10 protein-coding genes are annotated in these 14,116 nt (G+C 62.9%); 7 read left to right on the top strand and 3 right to left on the bottom strand.

The features are described 5' to 3' along the window. The first annotated feature begins 5 nt into the window (after positions 1-5). The 4 genes from smc to QC815_RS15460 all read left to right on the top strand — a co-directional run bounded on the left by smc (position 6) and on the right by QC815_RS15460 (position 7,947). Positions 6-3,497 carry a chromosome segregation protein SMC gene (smc, locus tag QC815_RS15475; protein ID WP_310540795.1) on the top strand — a complete coding sequence of 1,164 codons (3,492 nt, stop codon included), beginning with the start codon at positions 6-8 and terminating at the stop codon, positions 3,495-3,497. A 458-nt stretch (positions 3,498-3,955) separates the two neighbouring features. Further along, positions 3,956-5,527, top strand: a complete 1,572-nt coding sequence (locus QC815_RS15470; RefSeq protein WP_230447004.1) for a cell division protein ZipA — start codon at positions 3,956-3,958, stop codon at positions 5,525-5,527. A gap of 111 nt (positions 5,528-5,638) precedes the next feature. Further along, positions 5,639-7,675, top strand: a complete 2,037-nt coding sequence (ligA, locus tag QC815_RS15465) for an NAD-dependent DNA ligase LigA (RefSeq protein WP_310540792.1) — start codon at positions 5,639-5,641, stop codon at positions 7,673-7,675. After that, entirely contained in the window at positions 7,672-7,947 is a 276-nt protein-coding gene (locus tag QC815_RS15460) for a YheU family protein (RefSeq protein WP_230447002.1), read from the top strand. Before ligA ends, QC815_RS15460 begins: the two co-directional genes overlap by 4 nt. A 7-nt stretch (positions 7,948-7,954) precedes the next feature. Here the strand turns inward: QC815_RS15460 and mnmC are convergent, their stop codons facing one another. Together mnmC and QC815_RS15450 are read right to left on the bottom strand one after the other, a co-directional pair. Beyond that, on the bottom strand, positions 7,955-9,961 hold the full coding sequence (gene mnmC, locus QC815_RS15455; protein WP_230447001.1) for a bifunctional tRNA (5-methylaminomethyl-2-thiouridine)(34)-methyltransferase MnmC2/FAD-dependent 5-carboxymethylaminomethyl-2-thiouridine(34) oxidoreductase MnmC1: 2,007 nt from the start codon (positions 9,959-9,961) through the stop codon (positions 7,955-7,957). Positions 9,962-10,118: 157 nt separating this feature from the next. Further along, positions 10,119-10,418, bottom strand: a complete 300-nt coding sequence (locus tag QC815_RS15450) for a YciI family protein (RefSeq protein WP_230447000.1) — start codon at positions 10,416-10,418, stop codon at positions 10,119-10,121. A 137-nt stretch (positions 10,419-10,555) separates the two neighbouring features. Between QC815_RS15450 and QC815_RS15445 the strand changes: the two genes are divergently transcribed. The 3 genes from QC815_RS15445 to QC815_RS15435 all read left to right on the top strand — a co-directional run bounded on the left by QC815_RS15445 (position 10,556) and on the right by QC815_RS15435 (position 13,145). Further along, complete coding sequence (locus tag QC815_RS15445) at positions 10,556-11,470, top strand: PHP domain-containing protein (protein ID WP_230446999.1); 915 nt, start codon at positions 10,556-10,558, stop codon at positions 11,468-11,470. Between the two features lie 45 nt (positions 11,471-11,515). Then, positions 11,516-12,139, top strand: a complete 624-nt coding sequence (locus QC815_RS15440; RefSeq protein ID WP_230446998.1) for an L-threonylcarbamoyladenylate synthase — start codon at positions 11,516-11,518, stop codon at positions 12,137-12,139. Positions 12,140-12,365: 226 nt separating this feature from the next. Continuing rightward, positions 12,366-13,145: a 5'-nucleotidase, lipoprotein e(P4) family gene (locus QC815_RS15435; RefSeq protein ID WP_310540787.1), complete on the top strand. Its 780-nt coding sequence runs from the start codon at positions 12,366-12,368 to the stop codon at positions 13,143-13,145. Positions 13,146-13,192: 47 nt separating this feature from the next. On the opposite strand, the gene QC815_RS15430 is transcribed toward QC815_RS15435, so the two are convergent. Further along, the gene (locus QC815_RS15430) at positions 13,193-14,116 is read right to left on the bottom strand and encodes an ion transporter (RefSeq protein ID WP_310540785.1); all 924 of its coding nucleotides are present in this window, start codon (positions 14,114-14,116) and stop codon (positions 13,193-13,195) included.

The raw sequence follows: 14,116 nt of genomic DNA, 5'->3' as shown, positions 1-14,116 counted from the left end.
GCGCCATGCGTTTAACCTCGATACGCCTCGTCGGCTTCAAGTCGTTCGTCGATCCGGTCACCGTGCCGTTCGACGGCAATATGACCGCGATTGTCGGGCCCAACGGCTGCGGCAAGTCGAATATCATCGACGCCGTGCGCTGGGTGATGGGCGAGTCCTCGGCCAAGACCCTGCGCGGCGAATCCATGGCCGACGTTATCTTTAACGGCTCCACGGGGCGCAAGCCGGTAGGCCAGGCGTCCATTGAGCTCAAGTTCGATAACCACGACGGCACCATGGGCGGCGTCTACGCCCAATACAACGAAATTGCGGTGAAACGCCTGGTGACCCGCGATGGTCAGTCCAGCTACTTTTTCAACGGCCAGAAATGCCGCCGCCGGGATATCGCCGACCTGTTCATGGGCACCGGTCTGGGCCCGCGTTCCTACGCGATTATCGGCCAGGGCATGATCTCGCGGCTGATCGAAGCCCGACCGGATGACCTGCGCGCCACCCTCGAAGAAGCGGCCGGCATTTCCAAGTACAAGGAGCGTCGCCGCGAAACCGAAAATCGCATGCGCCGCACCCAGGAAAACCTCGAGCGGCTTGACGATATTCGCGAAGAGCTCGACAAGCAGCTGGAGCGCCTGAAGCGCCAGGCCGAGGCCGCCAAACGCTATCAGGCGCTAAAGCAGCAGGAATTTCAGCTCAAGGGCGAGCTGGCGCTGCTGAGGGGTCGTGCGTTGCGGGCCGAGCAGGCCCAGCAGGAAAGCCGCGTGCGCGAGCTGGAGACCGCCGTCGAAAAGGACGTATTCGGTGTTCGCCAGTGCGAGACGCGCCTGGAGCAGGCCCGCGAGCAGCACGACGAACTCTCCGAAGTGCTCGAACGCCACCAGCAGCAGTTTTTTGAAACCACAACGCGGATTGCGCGCCTGGAGCAAGATCAGGCCCATCGGCGCAGCCGCGAAAGCCAGCTGGCCAGCGATATCGCCAGCGCCCATCGCGATCTCGACGAACAGCGCCGGGTCAGTGAAGGCGATCAGGCACGGCTGGCGGCGATCGACGAGCGGCTCGAGGAACTGCTACCCGAACATGAAGCGCTCGACGAGCAGTTGGAGACCCTCGAGCAAGCCCTGGCCGACGCCAGCCCCTCACTCGAGGCAGCCGAGCAGCAGTGGGCCGATGCCGATGCCCGCTGGCGCGATGCCAGCCGCGAAGCCGAACGCCGTCAGGATCAGCTGCGTGACCTGGAACAGCGCATTGCCCGCCTGCAGGCCGAGCGCCAGCGCCGTCACCAGCAGCGCGGTGAGCTGGCCGATGTCACCGCGCTGCGCGCCGAGCATGCCGAATGCCAGGCGCAGCGCGAAGACGCCGAACAGCGTGCCGAGGCCTTCGAGACCGAGCGCGATCAATGGCAGCAGCGCTACAGCGAGGCCAAAGCCGCTTACCAGCAGGCCACCCAGGCGCGCGACCAGCAGCGCGCCGACCTGAGTCAGCGCCAGGGCGAGCTGGCCTCGCTGCAGGCGCTGATCGACGCCGCCCTTGCCGATCATGATCCTCACGTGAGCGACGCGCTGGCCGCTCAGGGCCTTGACGAGGCGCCGCGCCTGGGTGAAGCGATCGAGGTGGCCCCAGGCTGGGAACGCGTCATCTCCTGGCTGCTGGCGCCCTGGCTCAATGCCCGCCTGGTGGAGCTGGATCAGCTCAACGCACTGCCCGAGGTGCTGGCCACCGACTGGTGCCTGATAGATCGCGCCGCGCCTGCGCCGCACGGTGGGCAGCGGCTGGATGCCCTGGTCAGTGGCGCGGGCGCGCTGGGTGAGTGGTTAGCAAGTATTCACTATGCAGAAGACAGCGCCGAGGCCGATGCGCTCGCAGCATCACTGGCGCCGGGGGAAAGCGTTGTTACCCGTGACGGCGTGTGGCGCGGGCGGGGCTGGCTCCATCAACAGGCCAACGGTGAAGGCGTCGATGCGCTGCTGGTCACGCGCCGCCGCCACGCTGAGCTGGCGGCGCGCCGTGAACAGGACGAAGACGCGCTGGCGACTGTCGAAGCCCAGTGCGAGGCCGCCAGTGACACCATCGAAGCGCTGGAACATCGCCGCGAACAGCAGGCCGAGGACGAGCGGGCGCACGCCGCCACGCTCCAGCAGCTGGCCATCAAGGAACACAGCCTTGCCCAGCGACTGGAGCATCTGGAAAGCCGCGCCGGCGAGCTGGACGACGAACTGCGCCAGCTGCAGGAAGACGAAGCAGAGTTAGCGCTTACTCTCGACGAACAGCGTGCCCGCTGGCACGAGGCCATGGAACAGCTGGATGCCGCCGCCGAGGCCCGCGACACCAGCGCCGAACAGCGCGATAGCCAGCGCGAACGGCGTCAGCAGTTGAACCAGCAGCACGCACCGCTGAAGGCCCGCCAGCAGGCGCTGGCGCTCGAGCGTGAACGCTTGAATGCAGAGGGCAGCAGCCTGCGTTCGCAGCAGGCCCGCAGCAGCGAAAGCGAAGCGCGGCTCGTCGAGCGGATCGAGGAGCTTGAAGCCTCCCGGGAAACGCTGCTGGAACCCGATGAGCTGGCCGCCGAAGAGCTCGAGGAGCTCCTCCATCAGCGCGAACAGCAGGAGCAGCGCCTCAATGACACCCGGCAGCAAGCGCAAACGCTGGCGGATCAGTTGCGTAACGACGAGCTGGCCCGCCAGCAGCACGAGCGCAATCTGGAGCAGAGTCGCGAGCAGCTGCAGCAACGCCGCATGGACGCCCAGGCCCTGGCACTCAAGGCCGCCACCCAGGACGAGCAGCTCGCTGAGCTCGGCCACGACGTCGAGGCCTTGACGGAACAGCTTGCCGATGACGCCAGTGAAACCGCCTGGCAGGAGCGCCTGGAAAGTACCACCGACAAGATTCGCCGGCTTGGGGCGATCAACCTGGCAGCGATCGAAGAATACGACCAGCAGGCCGAACGCCGTGACTACCTGGAAGCCCAGCACGCCGAACTCAGCGAAGCGCTGGAAACCCTGGAGCGCGCCATCAAGCGCATCGACCAGGAAACCCGCGTGCGTTTCAGAGACACTTTCGATCAGGTCAATACCGGGCTGCAGACCCTGTTTCCCCGCGTGTTTGGCGGCGGTACGGCCTGGTTGACGCTGACCGGAGATGACCTGCTGGAAACCGGCGTGGCCATCATGGCGCGCCCGCCGGGTAAAAAGAACAGCACGATTCATTTATTGTCCGGGGGGGAAAAGGCACTTACGGCACTGTCGCTGGTGTTCGCCATCTTCCAGTTAAACCCGGCGCCTTTCTGCATGCTGGATGAAGTCGATGCGCCTCTGGATGATGCCAACGTCGGGCGCTATGCCAAGCTGGTAAAAGAGATGTCGGACAACGTTCAGTTCATCTACATCACCCACAATAAAATTGCCATGGAAGCAGCCGAGCGCTTGATGGGCGTCACCATGCAGGAGCCGGGGGTGTCGCGGATGGTCTCGGTGGGTGTCGATGAAGCAGCGGCCCTGGTGGATTAAGCAGCGCAAGCATTAACGTTGTTACCGCACCCACGATTAATAAATGACGGGCAAGCGTTAAAAAAAGTGACTCAAGGCGCTAAACTTATCTATATTAATCGTCAAGCGTGTTTTTAAGCGTTTATCCGCGTTAGCAAGAGGTCGAGAAATCCCCGATTCATTGGGGCGATTTAAGACGCCAAGGGTGGGCTTCAGCAAGCGCTTCAAACGTAAGGGGATGGCGGTCGTGCTGGCGCGTTAAATAATGGGCAGTCAGTAGGGCACTTATCATCCGCGTTAGCGTCCAACCTGCGGCTTAGCGAACGTTAAAAACGGTGTGATAACGTGAAAATTAGCAAAAAGTGGCCCTTTTCGACGCAATCGCGCTATGCTTGGTCAAGTAAAGGATTAATGGTCGTCATATAATTTTCGGGCATCGCGCCTTAGCAACCGTCAAAATGACCCATGGAATGTTCGACATGGAATTAAGAGAGTGGCTAATCATTTTAGGGCTGGCGTTGGTATCCCTCATCGTGATTGATGGGGTGAGACGACTTCAACGACAGCGTCGCGTTCCGCGCCTTGATGAGTCGGTCGGCGACACGCCGGCACCTCGATCCGCCGAGTTCGACGACGAGGCCAAAGAGGCCGAGATAAACTGGGAGCTTCCCAACGGTGGGGCGCGGGTGGTCAAGCCCGCCGACTATAGCGGTCTGGCCCAAAAACCCAAGTTGGAACGCCAGGAGCATCCGGGGCCGTCCGAGATACTTGCCCGGTTCAAACGCAGCAACAGCAAGGCAAGTTCGCCTGCCGCCTCAAACACCCCGCACACCGCCGACGCCGCAACATCGACGCGTGCCCAGCGCCCTGAGGTGAAAATGCCTGAGTCAACGCCAGCGCCCGAAGAACGCCATCGCGAGCCAGCGCCGTCGTCTTCCGCCGAAGACACGACCTCTGCGCACCGCGAGCCTCGCCTGAGCGCCACGGACGAGCGCGAGTTTCAGCGCCCAACGGAAAGTGAAGACGACACCCCGGTACTGCGCGCCGAGCCGGAAGACGCGGCCTTTGCAAAGCATGCCAATACCGACACTTCGACCAAACGCCGCCAGCTTCGCAGCGATATCGCCGGTGAGCACCCCGACGATGACGACGACGAAGAAAGCTATCGCCTGGTGGACTTCGAAGAAATCGGTCGTTCGCTCAAGCAGCGCATGATCGCCCACCGCAAAGCCCGGGCGCAGAAAAAGGCAGAAAAGGCTCGTCGCGCCGAAGCGCTGGCCAAGCAGAAGGCAGAACGCAAGGCCATCGAAGCGGAGCAGCGCCGCGAGGCCGAGGAAGCCGCCGAGGCGGAAAAGGCCCGCATTGCCCAGGAACAGGCCCAGGCGCGCGAGCAGGCCGCTCAGGCCGCCGAAGAAGAGCGTCGCGCTCAGGCTGCTGACAACGCGCGCTATGCCGCTGAAGAAGACCTGCGGCCGGTAGCGGATGAACACGCAGCATGGCACGAATCAGACGAACCGGAAGGGGTCGTGCGTACCCATCCGGCGCTTGAAAAAGCGCTGCGTCACGATGTTTGTGGTGAGCATGCCAAGGAAACCCTGACCAACGCCGAAGAAGTCGTGGTGATCAGCGTGCTGTCCCGCGACCCGGAAGGCTTCGACGGGGGCAAACTGCTCGAGCTGATGATGGCCTGTGGCCTACGTTACAGCCGCCCCATGGGGGTTTTTCATCGCTTTGAAACCGAAAGCGACGACAGCGAGCTGCAGTTCTCCATGGTCAACGTGGTCAAGCCCGGCACCTTCCCCATCGAGGAAATGGACGAGTTCGTTACGCCCGGCATTACCCTGCTGATGCCCTTGCCCGGCGCGCACGATAGCTCGGCGGCGTTCGAGGCCATGGTGGAAACCGCGATGGTGGTCGTCCGCCACATGGGTGGCGAGCTGAAGGATGAAAACCACAGCGTGATGACCGCCCAGACGATCGAATTCGCTCGCCAGCGCGTGCACGAATTCGAGCGTCGCCACCGGCTGCATCGTCATATGCAAGCCCACTAAACAGCGCTTGCCATCACACACCCGTCCTCTTGCCGAGGGCGGGTGTTTTTTATTGCATAATATCGCTAACGTGTACCCCCGCTATTAGCCTGTCGACGAGAACCTGCTTCAATGAGTCAGCCTGACCCTAACGCGCTGGACGAGATCATCCAGCTTCGCGCCGCGCTGGATGACGCCAATTACCGCTACTACGTGCTTGATGAGCCGACGCTGACCGATGCGGACTACGACCGCAAGCTGCAGCGCTTGAAACAGCTGGAGGCGGAGCATCCCTCCCTGGTCGCGCCGGATTCCCCCACCCAGCGGGTAGGGGCGGCGCCTGCGGCGGGTTTTCCCGAAGTCGCCCACGCCATCCCCATGCTGTCGCTGGACAACGCCTTCAGTCGCGATGATATTCATGCCTTTGCCGAGCGGGTCGCCGAACGTCTTGAATGCCAGGCCGACGACATCGAGTTCAGCTGCGAGCCCAAGCTCGACGGCGCCGCAGTTTCGCTGGTCTACGAGCAGGGTTTGCTGGTCAGCGGGGCAACGCGCGGCGATGGCCGCACCGGCGAAGGCATTACCTCCAACCTGCGTACGCTGCGCTCGGTGCCGCTGAAGCTGATGGGCAACAAGGTGCCCGAGCTGCTGGAAGTACGTGGTGAAGTGATCATGCGCCACGCAGGCTTTGAATCGCTCAACGAGCGCGCCCGTCAAGACGGCCAGAAAGTCTTCGCCAACCCGCGGAACGCAGCGGCCGGCAGCCTGCGCCAGCTCGACCCGCGCATCACCGCCACCCGACCCCTGGAGTTTCACGCCTATCAGGTGGCGCGGCTCGAGCCTGACCAGGGCGATACCCGCCACAGCGCGCTGATGGGGCGGCTGACCGCTCTGGGGTTTCGTACCAGCGCCGAGCTGGCCACCCTGCACGGCCCTGAAGCGGTGGCCGATTACTGCGACCAGCTGGGCGAAAAGCGCGACCGGCTGGGCTATGACATCGACGGCGTGGTGATCAAGGTCAACGACCTGCGCCATCAGCGCGAGCTAGGCTTTGTCGCCCGGGCGCCCCGCTGGGCGGTGGCCTTCAAGTTCCCCGCTCAGGAGGAGATCACCACCCTGAACGAAGTCGAATTTCAGGTCGGTCGTACCGGGGCGATTACCCCGGTTGCCAGGCTCGAACCGGTCACGGTCGCCGGCGTGACGGTCTCCAACGCCACCCTGCACAACGCCGATGAAATCAAGCGCCTGGGCGTGATGATCGGCGACACGGTGGCCATCCGTCGGGCCGGTGACGTGATCCCCCAGGTGGTGCGCGTGGATACCGACAAGCGGCCGGACGATGCCCGGGAGATTACTTTTCCGGATCAGTGCCCTGTGTGTGGCTCGGAGATCGAGCGCCTGGAAGACGAGGCAGTCGCCCGCTGTTCGGGCGGGCTCTACTGCGCGGCTCAACGTAAGGAAGCGCTGAAACATTTCGCCAGCCGCAAGGCGCTGGATATTGACGGCCTGGGCGAAAAGCTCATCGAACAGCTCGTCGACCTGGACTGGGTGCAAACCCCCGCCAACCTTTTCCACCTGGGTGTCGAGCTGCTCAAAAGCCTGCCGCGCATGGGGGAGAAATCCGCCACCAATCTGGTTAACGCCCTGGAAAAAGCCAAGGCCACGACCCTGGCGCGGTTTATCTACGCCCTGGGAATTCGCGAGGTGGGCGAAGCCACGGCGGCGAATCTGGCGAGCCACTTTGGTACCCTGCAGGCGCTGCAGGACGCCGACCAGACGGCACTGGAAGCCGTGAACGATGTGGGCCCCGTGGTGGCTGCCCACGTGCACACCTTCTTCCGCCAGCCGCATAACCTGGAAACCCTCCAGGCGTTGATCGCGGCGGGCGTGACATGGCAGGAAAGCGACGTCGTGCAGGGGCCCACGCCGCTGGACGGCCAGACCTGGGTGCTCACCGGCACGCTTGAGTCGATGACCCGCGACGAAGGCAAGGCCCGCCTGCAGGCCCTGGGCGCGAAAGTGGCGGGCAGCGTATCGAAAAAAACCACCTGCCTGGTGGCGGGGGAAGCCGCCGGCAGCAAACTGACCAAAGCCGAGCAAATGGGCGTCGAGGTTGTCGACGAGGCCACCTTTGTCCAACGCCTGGCCGAATGGGAGCAACGCGAATGAGCCGCTTTATCGAAGTCCCGGCGCGCATGCTGCCGCCGGAAACCCTGGACGCGCTGCTGGAAACCTTTGTCACCCGCCAGGGTTACGACACCACCGACACTACCGGCGAGGGCATGCACGGCTGGGTCGAGACACTTAAAAAGCAGCTCGAGCGCAACGAGCTGATCATTGCCCACGACCTCGAGCTTGAGATGACCGAGGTGATGACCCTTGCCCAGTGGCGGTCGTTTGGCCGGGATATCGCCGACGACGAAGAAGAAGGCGATATCTAGCCGCGGCTCAGGCCCTCTCACCCCGAATGATGGCGCTGATGATGCGCCGCCCGGGGTGCAGGTGGTCGACCAGCGGCGCTTCGAGGGGTAGCGGGTCGCCGCACATCCGTGAGGCGATCACTTCGGCACACAGCGGCGCGCTGGAAAGCCCACGGGAACCGTGGGCGGTGGATATCCACAGCCCCGGGTAGTGCTCGCCCAGCGTATCGGGCACTTTCGAGGCGTCCTTGCTTAACCCCTGATACGCCTCCCGCCAGGCGTCAGCCACTGGCACCGGCCCCGCATAGGGGCTTTTGTCGGGGCTTGCCGCGCGCACCGCCGCGCGACCCGCCAGCGTCTGGGCATTCAGCGCGACCCCCGCCCGTTCAAGGTCGGCCACCCACTCGGGCAGCGCGTGCCTCAGCTCGTCGATATTGCGCTGGTGGTCGTCGGCGGTGACCTGGGTGGTGTCATTGTTGGGCACAAAGCTGGCGCCGAAGGTCAGTACGCCGTCGACAGGCGGGGACACATAGCCGCCAGCGCAAACGACGCGCCCGGGGGCGTCCACGCCCTCCGGCAGCGCTACTTCGCTGACCTGGCCGCGCACCTGCTGCAGCGGGAGCGCTGCGGTCTGGGCAAAGCGGTTGGCAAGCTGGGCGTTGGCGATCACCACCTGGTCGGCGCTGATCACGTCACCGCCTGTCAGATCGAGCTGCCAGCGTTGGCCGTCACGGCGCAGCTGCGTCACCTCTCCCTGGCACACTTCAATATTCGGGTAGTCGACCAACCGTTCGCACAGTGCCTTGGGGCGTACCCAACCAGCCTGGGGATAAACCAGCGCCTGGTCGGCGCTGATCGGCACGCCCGCCTGCTCGCTCAACCCCGCCGTCTGGGCGCTCACTATCGCGTCCGGCAGCGGGTGATTGGCGATAAAACGCTGCTGGCGCCTGGTCTCCTTGTCGGTCAACGCCAGTTGCACCACGCCGCTTGGCTGCCATAGCGGCGTGGGTGTGGATATCTGGCTGAGCCAGCGCTGGCTGTACATCAGCCCGGCTAGATAAAAGCGGCTTTGGTGATTGGTCTCGGCGGCCAGTTTGACGTAGAGCGCGCCCTGGCGATTACCCGAGCCGCCCGCGCCGGGGCCTTCGCGATCGATCAGCCTGACCTGGATGCCGCGCCGGGCCAGAGCTGCCGCGACGCTGGCACCGGCGATGCCTGCGCCAATCACCGCCACCTGGCGCGGATAAGTGGCCGCTGGCGGGGTAAACCAGGGCGTCGCCTGGCGGCGAGGGTCGTCGGGCGGCGTGGCGATATGCCCCGCCAGCATTTCGCGCTTGCGCCCAAAGCCCGGCACCTTTTGCCAGGTAAAGCCGGCGGCTTTCAAACCGCGCTTGACGATGCCTGCGCAGGTGAAGGTGGCAAAGGTCGCGCCGGGGTGTGAGCGGGCGGCCATGGCGTCAAACAGCGCCGGCTGCCACATGTCCGGGTTTTTGGAAGGCGCAAAGCCGTCCAGGAACCAGGCGTCTACCTGGCCGTCGAGCTGACCCAGGCGCTCGGCGGTATCGCCAAAATGCAGATCCAGCGTCACGCGCTCGCTGAGGTGCAGACGGTGGATGCCGCTGACCGGTGCCGGCCACAGAGCGCACAGCACCTGTGCATAAGCGGCCAGGCTCGGCCAGGCGCTCAAGGCACGGGTAAGCGAGGCATGGTCGAGGGGAAGCTTCTCTGTGGATAACAGATGAAGCCTAGCATGGGCCGGTGCATGGTCTTCGAAACATGCCCAGGCACAGAGCATGTTCAGACCGGTGCCGAATCCCGTTTCGCCGATCACGAAAGCGCGCCCCGGCGGCCAGTCGGCGAAGCGGGCGGGCAGGTCGTTAGCGTTGACGAAGACGTGCTCGGTTTCGGCGCGGCCGTCTTCCCGGGAAAAATACACGTCGTCGAAGGCGGCCGAGTGTGGCGCCGCCTCGTGCCAGGTAAGCGACGGTGAGGGCAGCGCCGCCAGCGGCGGCAGAGCAGAATGGCGTTGCGTCACGCGTTGATCCGTGTTGGCGAAAGGTGGTTAAAAATTGACCAATTTGTAAACAGGGGCGTTATCTCTGGCTTAGCGGAATGCGTCCGCCGTGTTTTCACAGAGTTTTCCACAGGCTCTGTGAAAAAGCGGACGAGACCTCCATATTCGTCCCCAAGGGTCAAGGCAAAACTTTCTTGAACGGTTTGACCGCGACCTGGGCGTAGACCCCGGCAATCACGTAGGGGTCGGCATCGGCCCAACTTTGCGCCGCTTCCAGGCTCTCGAACTCGGCAACTACCAGGCTGCCGCTGAAGCCGGCTTCGCCAGGGTCGCTCGCGTCAATGGCGGGATGCGGCCCGGCGAGTACCAGGCGGCCCTCGTCGCGCAGCGCTTCCAGCCGTGCCAGGTGGTCGGGGCGGGCGGCCAGGCGGCGTTCCAGGCTGTTGGCGGTATCTTCGCTGATGATGGCATACAGCATGTGCATAACTCCTTGAATGAAAACGGATCAAAAGACCGGGCTGCCGGGTGGGCTGAATTGACCGCACCGACGTAAGCGCGCACCATAGCGGCTTATCGCGACCTCTTATTCTGACAAACTCGCCACATGGCGTCATTATGCCCCGACTTCCCACGACCTTTGAGACCGACCAGCGTTACCCCGTTGACCTGCACATGCATTCGACGGCGTCCGACGGCGCGCTGACCCCAACCGAGCTTGTGACGCTGTGTGCGGCGCGTGGACTTACCCACATGGCGCTGACCGATCACGATACCATGGATGGCGTGGCCGAAGCGGGGCAGGCGGCGGCATCGGTAGGCGTGTGCCTGCTGCCGGGCTGTGAGTTATCCACCCGCTGGCAGGGCATCAATATACACATGGTGGCGCTGATGCCCGGCGGTCTTAAAGGGACGCTGGTGGAAGGTCTGGATCACCAGCGGGAAGCGCGCATCAAGCGGGCCGAGGTCATCGCCGAGCGGCTCGAAAAAGCCGGCCTTTCCAATGCGCTGGCCAAGGCTCGGGAGCAGGCGGGGAGTGATCGGCCGCTGGGGCGGCCCGACTTTGCCCGCGCGCTGGTGGCCGAGGGCATGGTGGGCGACTGGGCGACGGCGTTCAAACGCTATCTGGGCAGCGGCAAGAAAGGCGATGTAAAGGCCCACTGGCCGGAGATCAGCGATGCGGTCGGTTGGGTGGTGGCGTCGGGCGGCGTGGCCGTACTCGCTCATCCGCTGCGCCACGGCCTTACCCGGCGCAAGCGCGGCCTGTTGATGGATACCTTTCAGGCCGCCGGCGGCCAGGCGGTTGAACTGGTCAGCGGACAGCAAAACCCGGACAGCACGCGCGACCTGGCTCGCCAGCTGGTAGAGCGGGACCTGTACGCGTCGATGGGCAGCGACTTTCACTTTCCCGGCAGCCACGCCGCCCCCGGCAGCATGAGCTTGATACCCCGCACCGCGGCGCCCCCCATCTGGCAACATCCCCGATTGCGCCACCTTGAAGACGCGCCGGCTGGGCCTCTGGCCGCCGAGTAAGCTATGGTAGACACACGAGATCATTCAAGCGCGCAGGAGACCGCCATGAGCCAGTATTTCCAGATACACCCCGAGAACCCCCAGAAACGCTTGATCGACCAGGCCATCGAGATCATTCGCAAGGGCGGCGTGGTGGCCTACCCCACGGATTCCGGCTACGCGCTGGGTTGCCACCTGGGCGAGAAGAAGGCCATCGAGAAAATCAAATGGCTGCGCTCGCTGGACGACAAGCACAACTTCACCCTGGTGTGTTCGGACCTGTCCGAGATCGGCACCTACGCCAAGGTGGATAACGACGTGTTTCGGCTGCTTAAAGCGCATACGCCGGGCGCCTACACGTTTATTTTAGATGCAAGCACCGAGGTGCCACGTCTGTTGTTGCATCCCAAGCGTCGCTCCATTGGCGTACGCGTACCGGATCACCGCATTACCCACGCGCTGCTGGCGGCGCTGGGTGAGCCGTTGATGAGCGTCACCCTGATTCCCGTCGGCGAGGACCTGCCAATGAGCGACGCCGAGGATATCCGCGAGCGCTTTGGGGCACACCTGGACCTGATCATTGACGGCGGCGCCTGCCACCTGGATCCCACCAGCGTGATCGACCTGCGCGAGCTGCCGCCCAAAATCGTCCGCGAAGGACGAGGGGATATCTCGCCCTTTACCGAGTGAACGCACAATAACCAAGATTTCAGCGGCAGTTTCACTATCTGACGCCCCCAAGCGCTCCGCTGGGGGCGTTTTATTTGCGCGTAAACGCCACTAGTGCGACTTCTAAATTATTTGAATGATCAATAAAAATAAAATACGGTAGTTAAGCGATTAATTGATAACAAAGGGCAATCCATGGGGGCAGGATGCTCGCTGCTTTTGGATTGCCAGCGAAAGGAGATTGATAATGACATTATCGCGCTACCGTAATGCGGCCACCTTTGCTGCTCTGGCCGGCCTGGCAAGTATGCCCGTAATGGCAGGGCAGGCCGTAGCCAACGACGATTCGGGCTGCGCCCAGGCTGAGTACGCCATGGGGCTGCGCTACCAACAGCAATCCGCAGAAGCGATCGCGTTGCAGCGTCAAGGGTTTGAGCTTGCCACCTATCGCCTTGAAGAACAGATCGAGGCCCACGGCGACGATGCCGACCTGGCAATCATCACCGACCTTGACGAGACCGTGCTGGATAACAGCGCCTTGCTGGTGCGCGATATGCAGGCGTGCCATGACTTCACCACCTGGGATACCTGGAAGCACTGGGAGCGCGAGGGAGAGCCGCGTTTGATCCCAGGGTCGAAAGACTTCCTGGAATTCGCTGATGAGCACGACGTGGCGATCTACTACGTTTCTGATCGCTACCAGGAAAACAAAGCCGATACACTGGCCACGCTCGAAACGTTGGGACTTCCCCAGGTCTCTGAAGACAGCGTGAAACTGTTGGGGCCACCCAAGTCGGAGCGTCGCGCCGAGGTTGAGGACGGGCACACGGTGGTGATGCAACTCGGCGATACGCTGCATGACTTTGCCGGTGAGTTTGCCGAGGCGAACCTTGAGGAGCAGCGTACGCTGGTCAACGAAAATGCCGACCGCTTCGGCAATGACTGGATTGTTTTCCCCAACGCCACTTATGGGGATTGGAGCGAGGCCGAGCTGAACGCTTGGGACGCCCCGCACGAAGTGGAGTGATGGATTAAATAATCACGCCACTTGATAAGCAAGAAGCGGTGCGCGCCTCAGGTTTCACCATCCTGGGGCGCGTTTTTGTCTGTGTCGTCGCCGTTGTCGTCTTGCTTGTCTTTCTCTTTCTTGCGCGGGTCTTCACTGTGTTCATCCAGCCAGGTGCCGCAACGCAGGCAGTAGTAGGCGCGTTTTTCGTGGCGCTCGTGGCCGCAGCCTGGGCAGGCTTCTTCAGAGTAGCGATCCTCGCGGATCGAGCGGATGACCTGGGCGGAGAACACCCCGGTGGGTACGGCGATGATCGAGTAGCCCAGCAGCATCAGCACCACCGTAATGGATTTGCCGAGGGACGTGGCTGGGACGATATCGCCATAGCCCACCGTGGTCATGCTGACGATCGCCCAGTAGATCGACATGGGAATGCTGGTAAACCCTGCCTCGGGGGATTCGATGACGTACATGAGCGCGGCAAACAGCGTCACCACCATGAAGATGCTGAAGAAGAACAGCAGGATCTGGCGCAGGCTGCGCTTGAGCGCATCGATCAGCAGCCGCGCCTCCCCGACGAACTCCATCAGCCTCAGGATGCGAAAAATCCGCAGCACCCGCAGGATGCGTACGATCACCAGGCCGTGGGCGCCAGGAATGAGCAACACCAGCCAGGTGGGCAGAATGGCGATCAGATCGACAATGCCGTAAAAGCTTTTCAGGTAGAGCGTGGGGCGCTCAAGGCAGTAAAGGCGCAGCACCAGCTCGATGCTGAACAGGATGGTGAATATCCACTCCAGGACATAAAAAAGCATGCCGTAGCGCTCGGCATAGGCCTCAACGCTATCCAGTAATATGACCCCGACGCTGAGCAGGATCGCCAGAATCAAGCCAATGTCAAAAGCCTTGGCTCCCGGCGTATCGGACTCGAAAATGATGTGGAAAAGCTGCGCTCGAAGTCCCTCTGCGCCAGGTTTTAATGAAAGATTCAT

This window comes from Vreelandella gomseomensis (genome assembly GCF_031451645.1).
In the GTDB taxonomy this organism is placed as follows: Bacteria; Pseudomonadota; Gammaproteobacteria; order Pseudomonadales; family Halomonadaceae; genus Vreelandella; species Vreelandella gomseomensis.
This window is presented reverse-complemented; position numbering and strand designations above follow the sequence as displayed.